The 20,938-nt window shown below is 67.5% G+C and carries 24 protein-coding genes; 18 read left to right on the top strand and 6 right to left on the bottom strand.

The features are described 5' to 3' along the window. The first annotated feature begins 2 nt into the window (after positions 1 to 2). From HR9077_RS18605 to HR9077_RS18570, 8 genes are all read left to right on the top strand, one after another. On the top strand, positions 3 to 1,139 hold the full coding sequence (locus HR9077_RS18605; RefSeq protein ID WP_136068800.1) for a M24 family metallopeptidase: 1,137 nt from the start codon (positions 3 to 5) through the stop codon (positions 1,137 to 1,139). A gap of 96 nt (positions 1,140 to 1,235) precedes the next feature. After that, positions 1,236 to 2,153: a DMT family transporter gene (locus HR9077_RS18600; protein ID WP_136068799.1), complete on the top strand. Its 918-nt coding sequence runs from the start codon at positions 1,236 to 1,238 to the stop codon at positions 2,151 to 2,153. A 391-nt stretch (positions 2,154 to 2,544) separates the two neighbouring features. Next, positions 2,545 to 3,540, top strand: coding sequence for a 3-oxoacyl-[acyl-carrier-protein] synthase III C-terminal domain-containing protein (locus tag HR9077_RS18595; protein ID WP_136068798.1), 996 nt, complete (start codon positions 2,545 to 2,547; stop codon positions 3,538 to 3,540). Positions 3,541 to 3,551: 11 nt separating this feature from the next. Then, complete coding sequence (locus HR9077_RS18590) at positions 3,552 to 4,547, top strand: NAD-dependent epimerase/dehydratase family protein (protein ID WP_168380997.1); 996 nt, start codon at positions 3,552 to 3,554, stop codon at positions 4,545 to 4,547. Continuing rightward, positions 4,544 to 5,392, top strand: coding sequence for an MBL fold metallo-hydrolase (locus HR9077_RS18585; RefSeq protein WP_136068796.1), 849 nt, complete (start codon positions 4,544 to 4,546; stop codon positions 5,390 to 5,392). Before HR9077_RS18590 ends, HR9077_RS18585 begins: the two co-directional genes overlap by 4 nt. Positions 5,393 to 5,435: 43 nt before the next feature. Continuing rightward, positions 5,436 to 6,617, top strand: coding sequence for a hypothetical protein (locus HR9077_RS18580; RefSeq protein ID WP_136068795.1), 1,182 nt, complete (start codon positions 5,436 to 5,438; stop codon positions 6,615 to 6,617). Next, a complete protein-coding gene (locus HR9077_RS18575; protein WP_136068794.1) occupies positions 6,610 to 7,773 on the top strand; it encodes an ATP-grasp domain-containing protein in 1,164 nt (387 codons plus the stop codon). Before HR9077_RS18580 ends, HR9077_RS18575 begins: the two co-directional genes overlap by 8 nt. Then, complete coding sequence (locus HR9077_RS18570) at positions 7,773 to 8,786, top strand: aromatic ring-hydroxylating oxygenase subunit alpha (RefSeq protein WP_136068793.1); 1,014 nt, start codon at positions 7,773 to 7,775, stop codon at positions 8,784 to 8,786. Before HR9077_RS18575 ends, HR9077_RS18570 begins: the two co-directional genes overlap by 1 nt. A 181-nt stretch (positions 8,787 to 8,967) precedes the next feature. Here HR9077_RS18570 and HR9077_RS18565 read toward each other — a convergent pair whose 3' ends face one another. From HR9077_RS18565 to HR9077_RS18555, 3 genes are all read right to left on the bottom strand, one after another. Further along, complete coding sequence (locus tag HR9077_RS18565) at positions 8,968 to 9,912, bottom strand: lysophospholipid acyltransferase family protein (RefSeq protein ID WP_136068792.1); 945 nt, start codon at positions 9,910 to 9,912, stop codon at positions 8,968 to 8,970. Between the two features lie 78 nt (positions 9,913 to 9,990). After that, a complete protein-coding gene (locus tag HR9077_RS18560) occupies positions 9,991 to 10,353 on the bottom strand; it encodes a DUF4870 family protein (protein WP_136068791.1) in 363 nt (120 codons plus the stop codon). Further along, positions 10,350 to 10,748, bottom strand: coding sequence for a VOC family protein (locus HR9077_RS18555; protein ID WP_136068790.1), 399 nt, complete (start codon positions 10,746 to 10,748; stop codon positions 10,350 to 10,352). The genes HR9077_RS18560 and HR9077_RS18555 overlap by 4 nt, the downstream gene beginning before the upstream one ends. Positions 10,749 to 11,082: 334 nt before the next feature. Between HR9077_RS18555 and HR9077_RS18550 the strand changes: the two genes are divergently transcribed. Together HR9077_RS18550 and HR9077_RS18545 are read left to right on the top strand one after the other, a co-directional pair. Next, positions 11,083 to 12,459: an MFS transporter gene (locus HR9077_RS18550; protein ID WP_136068789.1), complete on the top strand. Its 1,377-nt coding sequence runs from the start codon at positions 11,083 to 11,085 to the stop codon at positions 12,457 to 12,459. A gap of 76 nt (positions 12,460 to 12,535) precedes the next feature. Further along, positions 12,536 to 13,309 (top strand): enoyl-CoA hydratase-related protein, encoded by a 774-nt coding sequence (locus HR9077_RS18545; RefSeq protein WP_136068788.1) that lies wholly within the window; start codon positions 12,536 to 12,538, stop codon positions 13,307 to 13,309. Positions 13,310 to 13,332: 23 nt separating this feature from the next. Here the strand turns inward: HR9077_RS18545 and HR9077_RS18540 are convergent, their stop codons facing one another. Together HR9077_RS18540 and HR9077_RS18535 are read right to left on the bottom strand one after the other, a co-directional pair. Further along, on the bottom strand, positions 13,333 to 14,004 hold the full coding sequence (locus tag HR9077_RS18540; protein WP_136068787.1) for a 2OG-Fe(II) oxygenase: 672 nt from the start codon (positions 14,002 to 14,004) through the stop codon (positions 13,333 to 13,335). 8 nt (positions 14,005 to 14,012) lie between these two features. Beyond that, positions 14,013 to 14,648 (bottom strand): CoA pyrophosphatase, encoded by a 636-nt coding sequence (locus HR9077_RS18535; protein ID WP_136068786.1) that lies wholly within the window; start codon positions 14,646 to 14,648, stop codon positions 14,013 to 14,015. Positions 14,649 to 14,726: 78 nt separating this feature from the next. Between HR9077_RS18535 and HR9077_RS18530 the strand changes: the two genes are divergently transcribed. Further along, positions 14,727 to 15,284, top strand: coding sequence for an NUDIX hydrolase (locus HR9077_RS18530; protein ID WP_136068785.1), 558 nt, complete (start codon positions 14,727 to 14,729; stop codon positions 15,282 to 15,284). Between the two features lie 458 nt (positions 15,285 to 15,742). Beyond that, on the top strand, positions 15,743 to 16,348 hold the full coding sequence (locus HR9077_RS18525) for a manganese efflux pump MntP (protein WP_136068784.1): 606 nt from the start codon (positions 15,743 to 15,745) through the stop codon (positions 16,346 to 16,348). A 12-nt stretch (positions 16,349 to 16,360) separates the two neighbouring features. On the opposite strand, the gene HR9077_RS18520 is transcribed toward HR9077_RS18525, so the two are convergent. Further along, complete coding sequence (locus HR9077_RS18520; protein ID WP_136068783.1) at positions 16,361 to 16,672, bottom strand: YqfO family protein; 312 nt, start codon at positions 16,670 to 16,672, stop codon at positions 16,361 to 16,363. A 129-nt stretch (positions 16,673 to 16,801) separates the two neighbouring features. Between HR9077_RS18520 and ftsB the strand changes: the two genes are divergently transcribed. Genes ftsB through HR9077_RS18490 form a run of 6 tightly spaced genes read left to right on the top strand, consistent with a single transcriptional unit; the run spans position 16,802 to position 20,910 of the window. Beyond that, positions 16,802 to 17,128, top strand: a complete 327-nt coding sequence (gene ftsB / locus HR9077_RS18515; RefSeq protein WP_136068782.1) for a cell division protein FtsB — start codon at positions 16,802 to 16,804, stop codon at positions 17,126 to 17,128. Further along, positions 17,125 to 17,889, top strand: a complete 765-nt coding sequence (ispD, locus tag HR9077_RS18510) for a 2-C-methyl-D-erythritol 4-phosphate cytidylyltransferase (RefSeq protein ID WP_136068781.1) — start codon at positions 17,125 to 17,127, stop codon at positions 17,887 to 17,889. Before ftsB ends, ispD begins: the two co-directional genes overlap by 4 nt. After that, positions 17,889 to 18,398 (top strand): 2-C-methyl-D-erythritol 2,4-cyclodiphosphate synthase, encoded by a 510-nt coding sequence (ispF, locus tag HR9077_RS18505; protein ID WP_136068884.1) that lies wholly within the window; start codon positions 17,889 to 17,891, stop codon positions 18,396 to 18,398. Before ispD ends, ispF begins: the two co-directional genes overlap by 1 nt. Next, positions 18,391 to 19,479, top strand: coding sequence for a tRNA pseudouridine(13) synthase TruD (gene truD / locus HR9077_RS18500; RefSeq protein WP_136068780.1), 1,089 nt, complete (start codon positions 18,391 to 18,393; stop codon positions 19,477 to 19,479). The genes ispF and truD overlap by 8 nt, the downstream gene beginning before the upstream one ends. A gap of 23 nt (positions 19,480 to 19,502) precedes the next feature. Beyond that, positions 19,503 to 20,258, top strand: coding sequence for a 5'/3'-nucleotidase SurE (surE, locus tag HR9077_RS18495; protein WP_136068779.1), 756 nt, complete (start codon positions 19,503 to 19,505; stop codon positions 20,256 to 20,258). Further along, entirely contained in the window at positions 20,236 to 20,910 is a 675-nt protein-coding gene (locus HR9077_RS18490) for a protein-L-isoaspartate(D-aspartate) O-methyltransferase (protein WP_136068778.1), read from the top strand. The genes surE and HR9077_RS18490 overlap by 23 nt, the downstream gene beginning before the upstream one ends. Positions 20,911 to 20,938 lie beyond the last annotated feature (28 nt).

Below are 20,938 nucleotides of genomic sequence, written 5' to 3'. Positions count from 1 at the left end.
CGATGATCGCCATCGACTACGCTGCGCGGCTCGGTCGAATTCGCGACGAACTACGCCGGATCGGTGCCGACCTGATGCTGATCGACCACGGTGAACTGATGGCCTGGGCGATCGGCTACAGCGTCTCGCAGACCGATTACCGCTGCGTGGCGGTGCCGGTAGACGGAGTGCCCTGGATGGTGCTGCGAGCGCTGGATGTCGAGCCCTGCCGCGAGGAGGGCGTGCTCGAGGACGTGGTCGGTTACGCCGACGACTGCGATGCGCTGGATGTCGTTGCCGCTTCTCTCGTCAAGCGGGGACAGGGCGCTGCTGTCGTCGCCCTCGACTACACCTCCTACGGCATGGACCTGGCCACTTTCGTCGGCTTGCGAGAACGGCTCCCCGGGGTACGCTGGATCGACAGCGGTGGGCTCAGCGATGGCCTGCGCCGCTGTAAGGAGGACGCCGAGATCGAACGTCTGCAGTGTGCGGCCGCGATCGCCGATGGTGCCATGGGGAGGCTTGTCCGCAGGTTGAAAGCCGGAGACACGGCTCGCGACGCGGCGGCCATGGCAGCCGGCTTCTTTCTGCGGCAGGGCGCGGACAGCGGCGACACCGGCCCCATTGTCAAGGCGGTGGGCGACAGCGGTTTCCTGCATGCCCGGCGTCTCGATGAACCCTTGGCTTCGGGCGACGTCCTCCATGTCGAGTTGATTCCGAAGGTAGCGCACTACAGCGCACGGCTGATGCGTCCGATCCTGATCGGCGAGGATCGCCGCGGCGTTGCCGCGATCTGCCGGCAATTGATCGAGATTCAGGACCGCCAGTTCGCGGCCATGCGGCCTGGGGCGGTGGCCCGTGACGTCGATCGCATCGCGCGCCAGGGGGTGCTCGAGGCTGGATTGCGCCATCGTTTCGACAACGTCACCGGATACAGCCTTGGACTTTATACCCGTACGCCGCGAACCAGCGACTTCTCCTGTGCCTTTCAGCCGGCTGCCCAATGGGTGTTGGAAGCGGGGATGGTCTTCCATATGTATCTGTCCGCGGCGGGGGTGGCGATCAGCGAGACGGTGGTGGTGCGTTCCGGCGGCATAGAACGTTTGACGCAGACCCCCAGGCGACTTCTACACGGGCTGCCTGCACCGACGGTCGGATAGTGATCGGACCGGTGGGGGTGGATGGCCGAAAGTGGCCGGTCGCGGGGCGCCGTTGGGGGTAAGATGGCCAGCGACATCCCTCACCATGAGCCCGCCATGCCGCTGGATTCCACACTTCGCCTGTTGTTGCTGTCCGCCCTGTGGGGGGCGAGCTTTCTGTTCATGCGCATCGCCGCGCCGGAGCTGGGAGCGTTCGTCACGGCCTTCTTCCGGGTCTTTCTGGCAATGCTGGGACTGCTGGCGATTCTCGCCGTGTGGCGGGTGCAGTGGCGCTTCCAGGGCAAGGCGCGCACGACGCTGGCGATCGGCATGGTCAATTCGGGGATCCCCTTCGCGATGTTCTGTCTTGCCGCCCAGGTGCTGCCGGCCGGCTATTCGGCGATGTTCAACGCCACCACGCCGCTGATGGGCGTACTGCTCGGCGCGGCGCTGTTCGACGAGGCGATGACCCGCGACCGGCTGATCGGCGTGGCGCTGGGCCTGGCGGGCGTCGGCGTGCTGGTGCGTACCGGCCCGGTGGCGGTGGACCTGAGCCTGCTGTTCGGGGCGTTGGCCTGCCTGGTCGCGGCAGCCTGCTATGGGCTCTCGGGCTTTCTGGTGCGGCGCTATGTCGCCGAGCGTGGCGGGCTGGACTCACGGCTGCTGGCGCTGGGCTCGCAGGCCGGTGCCAGCGCCCTGCTGGCGCCGCTGATGCTGCTCGAAGCCTGGCGTCAGCCGTCGCTGACGAACTGGCTGCAGGGCGATGTGTGGCTGGCCATGCTGGCACTGGGGCTGGCCTGCACGGCGCTGGCCTACCTGCTCTACTTTCGCCTGCTGCAGGACCTGGGGCCGGTCAAGCCGCTGACCGTGACCATGCTGGTGCCGGCGTTCGGTGTGCTGTGGGGCGCGCTGTTCCTCGACGAGCGGGTCACCCTGGCGCATCTGGCCGGTGGCGTGCTGATCGCCGGGGCGCTGTGGCTGATCCTCTTCAAGCGGGCGCCGCAGTGTGACCTCGGGGCAGGGCAGAAACAATGAGGCAAGGACGACGGGAGCGATGCGAAGGCGCCAGGCCTCGTCGTGCGTGCGGCCCGGCCGCTCTTGAGGGTCGGGGCTCGTGGTGTGGCGCGTGTTGCGAAGTCATGCCATGAGACGAGAGAGGGGCCGACCGTGGGCAGTTCGATAATAATATAAAAACACAAGGTGTGTGACGTGTTCTCGAACTTCGTGAACCGCTGACCGTTTGATAAAGGTTTAACGGTTCATTGCTCTGTCGATGTTTATGACAATGGCCTGGAGTGGTTCTTGAGATTCAAGAAGCCAAATAATAGCCATACTTCATGGAATCAGTGACGTTCTGAACATTCGTTTAACTTGACGGTACTTTGTAATATGCTTCGATGCTTCAATTGACGGCGAGAATGGATAATTGATCAGCAACTTCTCGATTGTCGGGTGGGGCGCTTATCGACCTCGTTGTGTGATGTCATCGCGCCAGCTTGATGCGCGTTACGGCCTCGATCCCGGTTCGACAGAACGCCAGTTCGGCATCATCGCGCGCCATGTGGCGGGCGAGGAGGAAACGACGTCGATGATGGCCGCCGAGGCGGCACGAGCGGCGCTGGATGGCGCAGGCTGGGAGGATGATCGGCCAGACGTGATCATCGGTGCATGCGGGGTGATGGAACAACCGATTCCCTCGACGGCGGTACTGGTGCAGAACCGTCTCGGCCTCGGTCAGTCGGGTGTCCCCAGTTTCGATGTCAATCAGACCTGCCTGTCATTCATGGCGGCATTCGATATCGCCGCCATGGGAGTGGCATGTGGGCGTTGGAATCGCGCACTGCTTTTTGCGAGTGATATCGCGTCGGCCGGGCTCGACCCTGATGTCCGCAAGACGAGTTCCATCTTCGGCGATGGAGCGGCGGCGCTGGCGATCGAGGCCGCACCGGGCGAACCGTGCGGCATGCTGTCGAGTGCGACGGTCACGCATGGCGCTCATCAGGAACTCGCGCGGCTTCGCGCGGGGGGAACGCGGTTGCGTGTCGAAGAAGGTTACGAGGCGCTGATTGCCGGCTCCTATTTCGAGATGGATGCCTTCGGCATTTTCAAGGCCGCCGCCAAGTTGCTGCCCGGCGTCATTGAACGCGCCCTCGCGCAAGCGGGAATCGATCGTGACGCTCTCGCCTGTGTGGTGTGTCATCAGGCCAGTGCCCCGGGCGTCGAGCATGTCAGGCGACTTTTCGAGCCCCGGGGCGAGCGCGTGATCACGATCTTTCCGGAGACCGGCAACCAGATAGCCGCCTCGATACCCAGCGTGCTTTCCCACGTGCTCACCCATGGTCTCGCCGGGCCGGGTGACCCGGTACTGCTGCTCGGCACTGCCGCTGGCGTCAGTGCCAGTGCGATGGTCATCCGGTTATGAGCCGTCGGCGCATGCTCATTACCGGTGCGACCGGCGGTCTGGGCAAGGCATTGGTGCGTGAAGCGCTGAGACGCGGGCACGAGGTGCGCGCCGTGGGCCGCTCGGCGCCGGCAGGAGAGGCGTTGAGGGCCTTGGGGGCAGAGTTCGTCGTGGCCGATCTTGCGCGACCGGATGCCGACCTCGCCGGGTTGAGCGAGGGTGCCGATAGCGTGATTCATGCGGCGGCCCTGTCGGCGAGCTGGGGGCCACGTCGGGCCTTCGAGACCAACAACGTCCTCGTGACCGAGCGTCTGCTCGAAGCGGCTGCCGGCTCGGGCGTGGCCCGTTTCGTGTTCGTCTCGTCTCCGTCCATTTTCGCGACCTTTGGCGACCGGCTCTCGATCGGCGAGCATGACTCGCCTGCCTCCCGGCCTCTCAATCATTACGCGCGTACCAAGTCCATCGCGGAACGCCGGGTGCTTTCTCCACGCGAGGATGCCATGGCCTGCTGCGCGATTCGGCCACGCGCGCTGGTCGGCCCTGGCGACCGCGTGATTCTGCCGAGTCTGGTCGAACTTGCCGGGCGCCAGCGGATGCCGCTCCCCCGCGGGGGCCGGGCTCTTATCGAATTGACCGACCTGCGTGATGCGGCCTGGTCCATCTGTGAAGCGGAAGCGCGCGCGCCCGGGCTGGCCGGCAGGGCGATCAACGTATCGGGAGGCGTGCCCCTCGCCGTGGAAGACATTGCCCGGCGGCTCACCGCCGCGTTGAACGTGGCACCACGTCTCGTTCCGCTGCCGCTGCGTGTCGCGCAGGGTATCGCCGTCTCACTGGAAGCGCTTGCCTGGTTGAGCCGGTCCCGGCGTGAGCCGGCACTGACGCGTTACAAGCTGGCGACCCTGGCCTACTCGCAGACCTTCGACCTCGAGCCTGCCCGACGGTTGCTGGGATACCGGCCACGATACGCTGCCCTCGACACGCTGCTGGCCGAAGCGCGGCAGCTCGCTTCCCCCCGGGGGACGCCGTGATTCGCGTCGGCTTTCGCTGGCTCGAACGCGGTTCGTGTCGTCACCCCGAGCGTGCCACGATCTCGGGAGGGAGTCTGTGTCCGGTCGACTTTCCGGCACTCGTCGGCGTGATCGAGCATCCCGAGCGGGGCCTGTTTCTGTTCGATACGGGGTATGACAGCGCCTTCATCGAAGCCACCACGCCGTTTCCCGAACGGCTCTACCGCTGGGCGACCCCCGTCGATATCGGCGCGGGACAGCAATGGAAGACCTGGCTGGACGAGCATGGCATCGAAGAGGACAGCATCGCGGGAACCATTGTTTCGCACTTTCACGGCGACCACGTTGCCGGAATCGGGCATCTTGCCCGGCGTCCGGTCCATTGCTCGCGCGCCGGGCTCGATGGGCTGCGCCGGACCGGCCGTTTCAGCGGGGTCCGGCGGGGCCTGCTACCGGCCCTGGTGCCTCGTGGGGTCGATGCCAACGCCCGCTTTTTCGAAGAAGCACCGGTCAGGCGCCTGCCCGGTGGATTCGCGCCATTCACCGCGGGGCACGACATTCTGGGCGACGGAAGCCTGCTAGCCGTGGAACTGCCGGGGCATTGTGTCGGCCATTGGGGGCTTGCCTTGCGTACCACCCGGGACCACCAGGTGCTGCTCGCGGGCGATGCCGTGTGGCTGGGCAAGTCGATACGCGAGGGCCGGCCACCGCCGTTCGTCACCACTGCGCTGCTCGGCAACACACGGCGCTATCGCGCCACACTACAGGCGCTGATCGCGGCCGACAGGGGTAATCGTGAATTGACCATTCTGCCTTCCCACTGTGCCGATAGCGCGTCGAGGTTTCGCGAGAGTCATGCGGATTGATCGAGTCTTCCGGTCCTGGCTGAGGACGCGGCGGGCACTGCGCATGTCGCCCGATCAGCTGGCGGCGAGCCGAGCCGCCTTGTGGCGTGACCTGCAGCCGGTGCTGGCGCGTACCCCTGCGTTATCCTTCCATTCGGGAAGCGATCTGGCCGGCTTTCCGATCACGGATACCGCTACCCTGCGCCGCGATTACGGCGCCTGGAACAGCCTGGGCATGAGCGATGCGACATTGCGCGCCCTGGCGCAAGATGCCGAAGAGGGGGCTGCGTCCGGTGAATTGTCGGCGGGCTGGTCGACGGGATCGGGGAGCGGCGCCCGCGGGCTGTTTCTGTCGCGGCCCTCGGAGCGTGCCGACTATCTCGGGCAGATTCTTGCCCGGCTACTGCCGGCGCCCGACCTGCTCCGGCGTCAGCGGCTGGCCCTGCACCTGCGGGCCAGCAATTCGCTCTACAGTGACGTCGGACGTCGCCGCTTCGCCTTTGCGCATGTTCCGCTCGGCGAGTCGACCGAGGCGTCCCTGAAACGACTCAGACAATTCGATCCGACGATCCTGATCGCACCGCCGCATCGTCTGGCTGCTTTTGCCCGGGCCGGAGCGCGCTTTCCTTCCCTGCGGCATCTGTTCTGTGGCAGCGAGCCGGTCAGCGAGGCCGAACGCAGCTTCGTCGACGACAGGCTGGGCTTGAGACCGCGTGGCATCTATCAGGCGACCGAAGGGTTCATTGCCGCCGAGTGCGCCGAAGGGCGCCTGCATCTGAACGATCATGTCATGATCATTGAACTCGAGCCGGTACCGGGGACGCCGGGCTACCGGCCGATCATCACCGACCTGCGCCGGGTCAGCCAGCCGATCGTGCGTGTCCGCGGCGACGACTACCTCGAGATCGATGCACGACCTTGCCCATGCGGTTTCGCGGGACGCGTCATTCATCCGCCGCAAGGCCGCGTGACGGATATCTGGTACTACGCGGGCCGTACGTTCACGCCCCCACGCGTGGTGGCGGCGATCGAAGCTGTGCTGGGAGGCGACACGAACTGGCAGGCGGTGGCGGATACCGATCGCGTCGTGCTTCACGTGTCACCCTGCTGTCCGGCCGATATCGCCACGCTTGCCGCGCGATCGCTGACACGCGAGCTTGGAGGAACGGTGCCGGTCGTGGTGATGCAGGATCTGACCGCGTGGCGCGGTCCCAAGCGCCGCAAGGTAAAAGGTGGCAATGCCTAGGCGTGTCCTGATTACCGGTGCCCGGGCCGCCGCGGCGCTCGATCTCGCTCGCGACTTCGCCGCCGCCGGATGGGAACCGCATCTGGCCGACTGTGTACCGGCGCGGATGGCGAGCTGGTCGAGGGCCCCCGCACGTGTTCATCGTTATCCGGCGCCCAGGCATCAGAGTGCGGCATTCCGCGAGCGCATCGTCGAACTCGTCGATACCTTCGACATCGAGCTGGTCGTGCCGACCTGTGAAGAGGTTTTCTATCTTGCCGCGCCGGCCATGCAGGGCCGCCTGGAAGCGCGTCTGTGTGCTTCGCCGTTGCCGACGCTGCGCCGGCTCCACGACAAGTTGGCCTTCGCCCGCCACTGTGCCGCGTCCGGGTTGCCGGTGCCGGCGTCTCACCCCATCGACTCCGTCCGGGATCTGACGGATTTCGCGGATACGAGTCGCGACTGGGTGTTCAAGCCGCGGTTCGGTCGATTCGGGGACCGTACCCGGGTCGCACCCGGCCCGTGCGAGTTGACCGCGATTACCCCCGGTCCCGATGCGCCCTGGATGGCTCAGCAACGGATCATCGGCGAAGAGGCCTGCTTTTATGCCGTCGCACGTCGTGGCGAGCTCGTTGCCTTTGCCGCCTACGGTTCCGAGTGGCGCCTGCAGGGAGGCGCAAGCTACGCCTTCGATCCCCTGACCAGCCAGCGTGAACGGGTGCTGAGCGACATTGCCGCACGTCTGGCGCGCTCCGCGGGCATCCATGGTCAGTTCGCCTGCGACGTGATGTTCGATACCGCGGGTTCTCCCTTCCTGCTCGAGTGCAACCCCCGGGCCACCAGTGGCGTGCACCTGCTCGCTGGCGCGGGGGACCTGGCCCGGGCGATGGCGGATGGCGTTCCTGCCCCCGGAGCCTCGCCGTCGGCGACTTGCTATCTCGGGCCGGCGATGCTCTTGCTGGGCCTGCCCCGTGCGCTGCGTGATACCAAGGTACGCCAATGGTGGCGCTGCCTGGTCTCCGGTCATGATGCGATTTCCCGCCCGGGGGATCGTCGGCCCTTTTTCGGCGCATTGGTGGATGCCGCTGCCTTTACCCTGGCAGGCGTCATGCGCAACATCTCGACCAATGCCGCGACAACACACGATCTCGAGTGGAATGGCGAGGAATTACCCTGATGAACTATCCCCAGTCGGTGCGCGATGCCTGGCACCTGGTCGCCCTGTCGAAAGATCTCGCCTGCCATCGAGTGCGCAAGACGATGTGCTGTGATGTACCCATTGCCCTGTTCCGTGGCAAGCAGGGGGTCGGTGCCTTGGTCGATCGCTGTCCGCATCGTAATTACCCGCTTTCCGAAGGCCGGGTGCACAAGGGTGGACTGGAGTGTCCCTACCATGGCTGGCGCTTCGCCGGCGACGGCACCTGCCTCGAGGTCCCCGGCTGTCTCGTCGATACGACGCGCGATGACGGTTTGAAGGCCAGTGCGTTGCGTGTGGTCGAGCGCCACGGCGGTATCTTCGTGACGCTCTCCGATACGGCGCCAGCCGAGCCACCGTTGCCCCCCGACTTCGGTAATCCGGCACTCGACCATTTCTGGTGGCAGCAGGGCTGCTGGACCGGTCGCGCCTTCGATGCGATCGAGAATGTCATGGACCCTTTTCATACCAACCACCTGCATCACGGTTTCATTCGTCGACGTGACAAGCGATTGCCGGTGTCCTTGATCGTGACCAGCCACGGTGACGGGATCGAAATGGCGATCGAACAGACTGCCCCCGACCTGGGCATGATGTCGCGCTTCCTGGAGCGCACTCGTTCACGCAGTGTTTCCCGTTATTATCCGCCCACCACCGTGCAGGCCCGCTGGGAAGGCGAGTCCAGCCTCACCCTGTGCGTCACCGCCATCTTCACGCCGGTCACCGAAGGGAGCTTCATGCCCTTCGCGCGCTTTTCGACGCCCAGCGGCACCGTGCCCGGCTGGCTCAAGCAGGCGGCCATACGCCTGTTCCTGGCGCCGGTGGTCTCGCAGGACCGGCGTGCTCTCGAACGCCAGCACGAGGTCATGACGCACTTCGGCCGTCCTGCCTTCATCTCGGGGCCCGGTGACATTCTCAAGACCCGCTTGCATCGTCTGTGGAAGGGAGAGGCACTGGAGCCCGGCAGCGATCCGGCCGTCGAAGTGAGGCTATAGCGTCGCTTTCATTGCGCTTCGATGACGCGGCGGCCAGCTCGTTCAAGCCGGCGTTATCGAGTGCGCCCTGCTCGATGGCGCGGGCCGCGGCCTCGACCAGGCGGCCGTTGAGATCGTCCAGCGAGAAGGCGCGTCGCCGGATAGCCGCCGGTGCTGCCTGCAGAGCGGCGCGAAACGGCTATCAGCGATAGAGCCGGTAGCGGCGGTAGTCGCTGCGCTGCTGCTGCTCTTCGGGGGTCTTGCGGTAGCGCTTGTATTCCCACTGGTACTGCGCCGGATCCAGCGCGATTGCCGCCTCGACGCTGGCATTGACGCCGCGCGCGGCGATCGCCTCGTCGGGATCGTAGACGCGCTCGTCGGCGGCGAGGAAGTGGATCTCGAAGCCCTGCGCCCGGCCTTCGCCGCCCAGCCGGCGGCGGGCCACGCCGGTGACCACCCGGGCCTGGGTCCGCGCCACCAGCTTGGGCAGCAGCGTGCCGGTATAGGCAGGCCGGTGGAAGAAATCGGCAAACACGCCGCCCCGCCAGGCGGGTTCCTGGTCGGGCAGGATGCCGACCGCCTCGCTGCGCTTGAGCGCCTTGAGCAGTGCCGCGACGCCGCGGGAGTTGGTGGGGACCAGGGCCGCGCCCATGCGCTCGCGCCCCTGGCGGATCAGCGGGTCGAGCTCGGCGATCTTGGGCGGCTCGTACATCGCGGTGAACGGGAAGTGCCCCGACAGCCAGAAGTTGAGGACCTCCCAGTTGCCGAAGTGCGGCGCCAGCACGATCACTCCGCGGCCCTCGGCGCGCGCGTCGTCGAGCAGTTCGCGGCCGTGCACGGCCTGGATCGAGGCCTCGACCCGGGCCGGCGCGGCCATCCAGGCGAAGCCCAGTTCGAGCATCGTCGCGGTGGAGTGGCGGATACTGTCGCGGGCCAGCCGGGTGCGGCGCGTTTCGTCGAACTGCGGATAGACCTCGCGCAGGTTGATGTCGGTCACCTTGCGCTCGCGGGCGCTGAGGCGATGAACCAGCGGCCCGAGACCACGGGCCATACGCCACAGCAAGGCGGGCGAGCAACGTGACAGCAGCCGCCAAACGGTGGCGATGGCCTTGGCCTGGAGCGGTTTGGAACGGGGTGGTTCACTCATCGATCGTGGCTGCTTGGGCACTGGGGAGGGCATTATAGCGACAAGGCCACCCACCTTCAGCCTTGCGTGCGTTCGTCCTTACCACAGCCAGGTATCGACGTTGCTCGGCGCGCGTTTCTCCTGCAGGCCCTTGAAGCCTTTCACGCAGCGCACGATCACCCATACCGCCAGGGCGATCAGCAGCAGCAGGCCAATGCCGATCAGCGACAGCACCAGGGCGACGATGCCATAGAGCAGGCTGATCCAGAAGGTACGGATCTGGTAACGGTAGTGTTCGTCGAGCCAGTCGGGCCCCTTGCCGCGGTAGACGTAGGCGATGATCACCCCGACGATCGGGGTGACCCCGACCACGAAGCCGGCCAGCATTAGCGCATAGACCACCGTGGCGATGGTGGTGTCGGTGGATTGGGGTGATTCGTTAGTGACGGGTTGCTCGGTCATGAAACCTCCATGGGTTGACGGTCGGGGCGGCAGAGTTCGATCAGGTTGTTGTCGGGATCGCGCAGGTACAGCGAGACGATCGGCCCGCCGGCGCCCTGGCGGGCGACCGGTCCGGTCTCGACCTGGACCGCCAGGGCTTCCAGGTGCGCCTGGACCTCGCTGAGCGGCAGCAGGCTGCGAAAACAGATATCCAGGCTGCCGGGCATCGGGCAGCCGGCGCGCGGCACGATGGTGGTGTCGACCGGGTGCAGGCGCAGGGCGATGTCGCCGAGCACCAGGTCGACGCGCTCGGCATCGCGGTAACGTGCCTCCAGCCCCAGCACCCGGGTGTAGAAATCCACGGCGCGGGGTATGTCGGTGACGACGACGACCAGATGATCCAGGCCCGCTAGCATGGTGATGTCCCCCGTGGGCAATCGGCACGGGAGCGTTGCAGCTAGCCCGTGCATGGCTGTTATCGTCCTTCAGGATACGCTAATCGTTCTCATCCTGCCCCGTCCCCCCGTGTCTCGCAAGCCCCGCTCGTGGGCCGCCTGCGGCAAACACCGAATGACGCCAAACCGGGTGTCCGCATAAGCGGAAATTATGCAGCGATTTTCTTGATCCAGACTGCTGAAATTCGCTTTGTGGTGCCGGCCGGCCGGCGTATAGTCGCCGGCGAAATCCTGACCCGCGTTCGCCGGTTCCCGTGGGCGTCCTGCCCGAATGATGACACGAGGCACTTCCTGCATGTCGCGGCAACTGCTGGCCATGGCCCTGGCTCCCCTGTTGGGTCTTTTCATCCTGGGGATCGGCAACGGCTTTCTGGCAACGCTGATCACTCTGCGGCTGGATGCCGCCGGCACCTCGGCGGTGGTGATCGGCTGGGTCTCGTCGGCCTATTTCATCGGCCTGGCGATCGGCGCGCTATTCAACGACCGGCTGTTGCTGCGCATCGGCCACATTCGCGCCTACGCCTGTTTCGCCTCGCTGGTGGCGGTGACCGTGCTGCTCGCCGGGCTGTGGCTGAATCCCTGGTCGTGGTTCGTGCTGCGCCTGATCGGCGGCTGGGCGACGGTGGGCGTGTATCTGGTCATCGAGAGCTGGCTGCTGACCGCATCCGACACCCGGGTGCGCGGTCGGCTGCTGGCGCTGTACATGATCTCGCTGTATGCCGCGGGGGTGATCGGCCAACTGCTGCTGGGCGTGACCGATGCCGCCGGCGCGCAGGTACCGTTCATGGTGATCGGGCTGCTGGCGTCGCTGTCGGTGCTGCCGATGGCAATGATTCCACGGGTCTCGCCGCTGCTCGAGCACGCCGAGCCGCTGCCGCCGCTGCGCCTGATCATGCTCACGCCGACCGGGGTGATGGGCTGCTTCGGCTCGGGGCTGGCGGTTGCCGCGCTCTACTCGCTGATGCCGCTCTATCTGCAGCGCAGCGGATTCAGCGTTCAGCACATCGGCCAGATGATGGCGGTGATGGTGCTCGGCGGCATGCTGCTGCAATACCCCATCGGCCGCTGGTCCGACCGCCATGACCGCCAGCTGGTGCTGATCCTGATCGGCATCGCCAGCCTGGCGCTGTCACTGGGTGCGCTGTCGCTGGCCGGCCGGCCCTGGCTGCTGGCCGGCGTGCTGTTCCTGCTCGGCGGCGGGGTATTCGCGCTCTATCCGGTGGCGGTGAGCCATGCCGCCGACCGTGCGCCGGCCGGCGCGCTGGTGCGCATGAGCCAGGGGCTGCTGCTGATCAACGCCGTCGGTTCGACGCTCAGCCCGCCGTTGATCACGCCGGTCATGGCAACCCTCGGCGACGCCGGGCTGTTCTGGGCGTTGGCCGCGCTGGGCGCGGCGCTGGCGCTGTTCTTCACCTGGCGGCGCAGCCGTCGTCCCGCGCCGCTGCCGGTGGCGCCGTTCACGCCCAATCCGCCGCAGACGGTGGTGGGCGCCGAGCTCAACGTGACCGACGCGCTGGTGCAGGGGGCGATCGAGCACGAGCACGCCGAGGACCTGTCCCAGGCGGTGCCCGAGGTGGATGTCGCCGAGCCGCTGGTCGGCCCGCCGCCGCCGGACGAGACGCCGCAGCCGGTGCGGCGGGCCGAAGCCGAGGCGTCCAGCGACGCCCGGTAGGCCGCCGATGGTGCAATGTCGGGAGCGTCTCGGCGCGTGTATGCTGGGCCTGGATATCCCGACCGTGGAGGAGAGCATGAGCGAGGCATTGGTTACTCTCACCGAGGGCGCCGGCGTCGCCCGGCTGACGCTGAATCGACCCAAGGCGCTGAACGCGCTGAACAGCGAACTGCTCGGCGAACTCGAGCGGGCGCTCGACGAGCTGGCCGCGCGCGACGACCTGCGTGCGGTGCTGATCACCGGCGCCGGCGAAAAGTCCTTCGTCGCCGGTGCGGACATCGCCGAGATGCGCGACAAGACCCCCGAGGAAGCACGCCGGTTCGCGGCCCAGGCGCTGGCGACCTTCAAGCGCCTCGAGAACCTGCCGGTGCCGGTCGTCGCCCTGGTCAACGGCTTCTGCCTGGGCGGCGGCTGCGAACTGGCGCTGGCCTGCGACTGGGCGGTGGCCAGCGACAACGCGCTGTTCGGTCAGCCCGAGGTGCTGCTCGGGGTGATCCCCGGCTTCGGCGGCACCCAGCGGCTGCCGCGGCGTATCGGCCCGGCGATGGCGCTCGACCTGATCACCACCGGCCGCAAGATCGACGCCCGGGAGGCGCTGCGCGTCGGACTGGTCAACCGGGTGGTGCCGCAGGCGGAACTCGAGACGCTGGCCGAGGAACTGACCCGGCAACTGGGCGCCAACGGCCCGCAGGCGATCCGCGCCGCCAAGCAGGCCATCCACGCCGGTCAGGACCAGCCTCTGGACAGCGCGCTGGCGCTGGAAACCAGCCTGTTCGCACTGGGCTTCGCCGGCACCGAGCAGCGCGAGGGCATGGGCGCCTTTCTGGAGAAGCGCGCGCCGAACTTCTAGCCGGGTCCCGCCACGCCTCGTGGTCAGCGCGCCGGGTCGATCAACCCGCCCAGCGAGGCGTTGCGGCGGAACCAGCCGGCGATGCTGGCGCGCGGATAACGGGTCGGCAGCACCGCGTGCGGTACCCGGTCGGAGAGAAAGCACACGAAGGTGCCGGCTTCGGGGCGGACCCGCGCGAGTTCGCGGGTGTCGTCCTCTTCGGCATAGATGGCCATCTCGCCGCCGCCGTCGGCCGGCCAATCGGGGGTGAGATAGAGCACCGTCGAGATCACCCGGTTGGCGCGTCCCTGAAAGCTGTCGAGATGGGTGCGATAGAAGCTGCCGGGCGGATAGTGGGCGAAGTGTGCCTCGAACTCGAACAGCCCCAGGTAGAGCGCCCGGTTGATCTGGCCCTGCAACCCGGCCATTGCCGCCAGGTAGTCGCGTTGGGGCTGGCTGTCGCGATTCAGCCAGTGGATGGCGTCGCCGCGGATGTCGCGACGCAACCGATGCGCCTCGCCACGGCCGACCCCCGCGGCCTGCAGGGCGCGATGGTCGGCGAGGGTGCGAAGTTCGTCGTGCAGGGCTCGGCACAGGGCCGGGTCGATGAAGCGTTCGCCGACGAACCAGCCCTGCTCGACGAGCCGGTCGACCAGTGTCGGCAGCGCGGCCTCATCGAGCCCCGCTAGCGGATTGGCGGTATCGGATGAAAGCATGCGAAGGCCTAAGCGTCGATGTCGGGAACCGTCCGGTGGCGTTCCGGCCGGTAGTGCAACGGGCTGCCGGCCGGGGCTCGGTCCAGGCTCACCGGGCAGCCGAAACCCTCGGCGAGCAGTTCCACCAGCATCATCGCCGACAGCCCCCAGATGATATGGCCCCCGGCGGCGTAGCTGGGCACGTAGCGCAGCACGCCGTCGACATCGATGACGTCGGTGTGACTGCGGCGATCGTCGAGGAAGAAGCGCAGCGGCACCTCGAAGATGGTGTCGAGTTCGCCGAGCTGCGGGCGCAGCGGCAGGTCGGCGGGAATCGTCCCGACGAACGGGGTGACGCGAATGCCGTGCAGCGAGATGACGTCGCTCAAGCGGCCGAGCAGGCATACCCGGGTGGGTGCCAGGGCGATCTCCTCCTCGGCCTCGCGCAGCGCGGTGGTCAGCAGGTCCGGGTCCTGGGGCTCGCGCTTGCCGCCGGGAAAGGCGACCTGGCCGGCATGCTGCTTGAGGTGCCCGGTGCGCCGGGTGAACAGCAGCGTCGGCTCGTCGCGCTCGACGATCGGCAGCAACACCGCCGCCTGGGGCAGGGCGAGGCCGACCTTGCGTGGCCTGTGTGCTTGCAGACGCTCGTGAAGAGTCTCTAACATGGGCATTCCGAGAATTTCATTCCTTATTACCCAGCCGGGAAGAGGGCGTCAAGCGACGTCGTGCCGCTCGAGGAGTTCATGAATTTCTGCAGCCATTGCGGCCAGTCCGTGCGTTTTGCGATTCCCGAGGGCGACGATCGTCCGCGCTATCTGTGCGACGCCTGCGGCACCATTCACTACCAGAATCCGCGCATCGTCGCCGGCACACTGCCGGTGCACGAGGGCCGCGTGCTGCTCTGTCGGCGTGCCATCGCGCCGCGTCACGGCTACTGGACGCTGCCCGCCGGATTCATGGAAAACGCCGAGACCACCCTCGAGGCGGCGACCCGCGAGACCCGCGAAGAGGCCTGCGCCGAAGTCCGGCTGCGCGACCTCTACACCCTGATCAACCTACCGCACATCAACCAGGTCTACATGATCTTTCGCGCCGATCTGCTGGGCGACTTCGCCGCCGGCCCGGAAAGCCTGGAGGTGGCGATGTTCGCCGAGCACGAGATCCCCTGGGATTCGCTGGCCTTTCCCACCATCGAGCGCACCCTCCGCCACTACTTCAGCGACCGCCGCCAGGGCGACTTTCCGCTGCATGTCAGCGACATCGGCCCCGAGGATCGCCAGCGCTATTTCGGCAGCGCCTGACGGCTATCAATAAATTCGCTCCCACGAAAACCGGGCCTGGATGGCCCAGCAGAGCATGGGCTGGCGGTTCTTGTGGGAGGGAACTTGTTCCCGATTGGTGCCGTCAGGCGCCCGGCATCCCGACGGTAACGTTGCCCGCCATTGATCTCCACTCACCCGGCGCCATGACGCGGCCCCGAACGGTAAGCCACCGATCGCTCGCCGGGGAATTCGCCGGTGGTTTCCGGCGAATAACCGAAGGGAAGTTGTTCAACCCCGGTTAGTCATCCGAATACTTGCCTAATAGTATCAACCCTCGGGACACTGATTGACGATGGTTAATTTTTCCATTGTTTTCATAGAGTTATTGTTAATCGGGTGTGGTGCGTATAGGCTGTTTGAAAGTTGATAAGAATAATGGGTCTTTGTGGCGCGAGGGCGATCCCTCGGCGTCGCGGGGTGGGCATGACGGAGAGTACATGAATCCTGTTTCGTTGATTCTGCTGGCATTCGCCATGTCGACGGATGCCTTTGCCGCTTCCGTCGGCCGGGGAGCCGGGCATGGCCGGGGGACTGAGCTGAGCAGGGCGCGCCTGTTCAGTGCGCTGCGCATAGGGGCCGTGTTCGGCGTGGTGGAAGCGATCATGCCCCTGGTGGGATGGGCACTGGGCCATGTCGCGATCCGCTTCGTGTCCGGCATCGATCACTGGATAGCCTTCTTCCTGCTGGCGCTGCTGGGCGGTCACATGATCTGGGGAGGGCTGAGCAAGGGTGACTGCGAGGCGATAAGGATGGCCGGGGCCCAGGCTGACAGGCCCCTGTGGCTGATCGCCTTCACCGCCCTGGCAACCAGCATCGATGCCATGGCCGTCGGCGTCACCCTGGCGCTGACGGACATCAACATCGTCGTGGCGTCGGTGGCCATCGGCCTGGCGACCACCTTGATGGTCACCATCGGCACGCTACTCGGTCGCGCCATCGGAACCGCCGTGGGCAAGGGCGCTGAGGTCCTGGGCGGACTCATACTCATCGCCATCGGCTGCGCCGTGCTGTACAAGCACCTTGCCGGCACGACTCTGATGTGAGCGCTTTACCCCCTAGATATCCTCCAGTCTCCACACCTCGTAAGCCGGCTCCTCGTAGGGGTGGGCGAGCTTGAGCGCGGCCACCGCGGCGTGGATGCGGTCGTCGCGGCAGACCAGTTCGACCTTGAGTTCGGCGACGCGCTCGAGCTCGCCGACACGGCCGACATGCGGATCGGCGCCGTCCAGGGGGCGGAACTGGCCGGTGCCCGGGGTCTGGAAACAGCAGGCCTCGTAGTCGCCGATACGCCCGGCGCCGCTTTCGAACACGGCCTCCTTGACGTCCTCGGCGGATTCGACGGGCACGAAGAACGCGAGCTTGTACATGGTGTCTCCCGATCGGTGGTGACTTCGACAAAAGCCGACGCGCAACGGCTACGGGCGTCGGCAATCACTGCCTCATGATGGCATAATGCCCGGCGTTGCCCAGACCCTAAACCGAAACGGATACCCCGCATGCTCAAGTGGCTTGGCGTATTGTTGATCGCGCTGCTCGGCCTGCTGCAGTACAGCCTGTGGTTCGGCGAGGGCGGGCTGCGCGAGCTGACCCATATCCGCGCCCGGGCCGATGCGCTGGCGTCCGAGAACGACATCCAGCGGGCTCGCAACGAGCGCCTGGCGGCCGAGGTCGTCGATCTCAAGAACGGCCTCGATGCCATCGAGGAGCGCGCGCGCAGCGACATCGGCATGGTGCGTCAGGACGAGCAGTTCTTCTGGGTGCCGGGTGTCGAGGACACCGGCGGCGAGTCGGGGCGGGCCTCGAACAGGGAGGCCGGCCCATGAGCGACGCGCCGCTGTGGCTGATCGTGCCGGCCGCCGGCCAGGGCCGGCGCATGGCCGCCGATCGCCCCAAGCAGTACCTGAGGCTGGCCGGCCGGCCGGTGCTCGCGCAGACCCTGGCGCGGTTGCACGAAAGCTTCCCGTCGGCGCGGCTGCTGCTCTGCCTGGACCCCGGGGACGCCTGGTTCGATCCGGCCTGGGTGCCGTTCGCCGACTGGCGGCGTGTCGCCGGTGGCGACGAGCGTGCCGAGACTGTGGCGCTGGCGCTGGCGGCGATTTCCGCCGAGGCCGGCGACGAGGACCTGGTGCTGGTCCACGATGTCGCCCGGCCGTGCGTGCATGGCGACGACCTGGTCCGGCTGCACGCCGCGCTGATCGACGAACCGGTGGGCGCGCTGCTCGCCGCGCCGGTGGCCGACACCATGAAGCGCGCCGATGCCGGTGGGCGGGTCGCGGCCACCGAGCCGCGCGACGGGCTGTGGCACGCGCTGACCCCGCAGGGCTTCCGCTATGCGCTGCTGCGCCGGGCACTCGACCAGGCCGGACGTGCCGGCGCGCCGGTGACCGACGAGGCCTCGGCCATCGAGTCCCTGGGCCTGTCGCCGCGGCTGGTGGCCGGGCGCCGCGACAACCTCAAGATCACCCATCCCGAAGACCTGGCCCTGGCCGCCCAGATTCTCGCGGCTCAGCGCGAGGCGCCCGACGACCACGAGCTTCATTCCGGCCACTGCAACCCACGCAACCCTCGAGAGACCCGCGCATGATGCGAATCGGCCACGGCTTCGACGTGCATCGCTTCGGCGATGGCGACCACCTGATGATCGGCGGAGTGCGCATCGCCCACAGCCACGGCTTCATCGCCCACTCCGACGGCGATGTGCTGCTCCATGCGCTCTGCGATGCACTGCTCGGCGCCTGTGCACTGGGCGATATCGGCCACCTCTTTCCCGACGACGACGAGCGCTGGGCCGGCGCCGATAGCCGCGGCCTGCTGCGCGACGTCGCCGCGCGCCTCGCCGGGGCCGGCTTCCGGGTCGCCAACGTCGACGCCACGGTGATCGCCCAGGCGCCCAGGATGGCTCCGCACATCGCCGCCATGCGCGCTGCCATCGCCGAGGATCTGGGCGTGGCCCTCGGCGCGGTCAACGTCAAGGCCACCACCACCGAGCGGCTGGGCTTCACCGGACGCGGCGAGGGCATCGCCGCCGAGGCGGTGGCGCTGCTAGAGAGCCGCCAGGACGAACGCACGAGCAGCGAGACCGCGCATGACTGAAGCGGTCGAGACCCCGCGGCCGGCCTGGCCGCCCGACTGGCCCTGCGCCCACGGCGGCCCGCTGGCGGCGGGCGACTACCGGGCCAGCCCCGAGGACTTCGTGGTCGAGGAGTGCCTGGATTTCGCCCCCGAGGGTCACGGCGAGCACCTCTGGCTGTGGCTCGAGAAGCGCGACCTGAGTACCGCCGAGCTGGCGCGTCGCTTGGCCCGGGCCTGCGAGGTCACGCCCCGCGACATCGGCTATTCGGGGATGAAGGACCGCGTCGCGGTGACCCGCCAATGGTTGTCGGTGCATCTGCCGGGCCGCGAAGCGCCGGAGGATCTCGACGTGCGTCTCGGCGACACGCCGGTCCGGGTGCTGGCCCACCGGCGCCACCCGCGCAAGCTCAAGCGCGGCGTGCATCGCCGCAACCGTTTCTTCCTGCGGCTGGGTGGCCCGATCGTCGCGCACCCGGAACTCGAGACGCGCTGGCAGCGCCTCGTCGAGGCCGGCGTGCCCAACTATTTCGGCCCCCAGCGCTTCGGTGTCGAAGGCCATAACCTGAGCCGCGCCTGTGGCATACTCGCCAGGGGCTGGCGCAAGCGCGACGACCGCCAGGGGCTGATGCTGTCCACCGCGCGCAGTTATCTGTTCAACGAGCTGCTGGCGGCGCGGATTCGCGCCGGCGACTGGGCGACGCCGCTGGCCGGCGACGTGGTGATGCTCGACGGCACGCAAAGCCAGTTCGTCGCCGACCTGGACGCCGGGACGCCGGACGCCGGGTCGCCGGACGGAGCGCCGCTGACCGAACGCGCCGCGCGGCTCGACCTGCACCCCGCCGGGCCGCTCTGGGGCGTGGGGCAGAACGAGGCGAGGGGCGAGCCGGCGGACCACGAACGGCGCCTGGCGGACGACAATGCGGCGCTTTGCGGCGCCCTGGCGCGCAGCGGCGTTCGGCTGGCCCGGCGTGCGCTGCGCATGCGCCTGGTCGAGCCGCGTCTCGAGCGCCGCGGCGAGATGCTGGAGATTCACTTCGAGTTGCCGCGCGGTGCCTTCGCCACGGCGGTACTGCGCGAATTGATCGCGCATCCCACGCTCTAGCGTGCGGATGAAAAGGAGACACGATGCGTAAACTGCTGCTTTCCAACGACGATGGCGTCCATGCGCCGGGTCTCAAGGCGCTCTACGAGGCGCTCAGCGTGCATGCGCGCCTGCGCGTGGTGGCGCCGGATCGCGACAAGAGCGGAGCGAGCAACTCCTTGACCCTGTCGCGGCCGCTGTCGCTGGCGGCGCTCGACAATGGCTTCTACAGCGTCGACGGCACGCCGGCCGATTGCGTCTACCTGGGCGTCAACGGCGTATGGGACGAAAAGCCCGACCTGGTGATCTCGGGCATCAATCATGGCGGCAACCTGGGCGACGACGTGCTCTACTCGGGCACCGTGGCGGCGGCGATGGAGGGCCGCAACCTGGGCATGGCGGCGATCGCCGTGTCGCTGGTCGGCTCGCGCCATTTCGATACCGCCGGGCGGGTCGCGGCGAGCCTGGTGGGCGCGGCGGATACGCTGTCGCTGCCGCCACGCAGCCTGCTCAACGTCAACGTCCCCGACCTGCCGTGGGAAGAGATTCGCGGCTTTCGCGTCACCCGCATGGGGTATCGCGGTCCCGCGCAGCGTCCGCTCGAGGTCAAGGACCCGCGCGGACGCACGCGCTACTGGATCGCGCCTGCCGGCGAGAGTGCCGATGAAGGCTCGGATACCGATTTTGCCGCCATCGAGGCTGGCTATGTGTCGATCACCCCGCTGCAGACCGACCTGACTCGGCATGCGGCCATCGGCGACGTACGGGGCTGGCTGGATGCGCTGTCTGGACAGGCGTGAAATCAGCGGGATCGGCATGACCTCGCAGCGCACCCGCGATCGCATGGTCGCGCGTCTCGCCGAGACCGGCATCGACGATCCGCGGGTGCTCGAGGTGATGGCCCGCGAGCCGCGCCATCTGTTTCTCGACGAGGCCCTGTCGCACCGTGCCTACGAGGACACCTCGCTGCCCATCGGTCACGGTCAGACGCTGTCGCAGCCATGGATGGTGGCGCGGATGAGCGAAATGGTACTGGCCGCCGAGCCCCGGCGCGTGCTCGAGATCGGCACCGGGTCCGGCTACCAGACGCTGGTCCTGTCGCGGCTGGTGCCTACGGTCTGGTCGCTGGAGCGTATCCGGGTCCTGCAGGATCGCGCGCGCATGCGCCTGGCGCGGTTGCGGGTCCACAACGTACGGCTGCGGTTGACCGACGGCGGTCACGGCTGGCCGGAAGCGGCGCCATTCGACACCATCCTGCTCACCGCCTGCGCCAGCGAGCTGCCCGGGGTGCTGCTTTCGCAGCTCGCTGATGGCGGCACGCTGATCGCGCCGATCGAGGACGACGACGGCGAGCAGTGGCTGACCCGGGTCGAGCGGCATGGCGAATGCTACGAGCGCCAGCGGCTCGAGCGGGTGCGCTTCGTGCCGCTGCTGGAAGGCGTGATCCGTTAACGAGGCCGACCATGCGCCGGCCCGACAC

Source organism: Modicisalibacter radicis, assembly GCF_900961225.1.
Taxonomy (GTDB): Bacteria; Pseudomonadota; Gammaproteobacteria; order Pseudomonadales; family Halomonadaceae; genus Modicisalibacter.
Note: the sequence above shows the minus strand (reverse complement) of the source record. Positions and strands in the feature narration are given on the sequence as shown.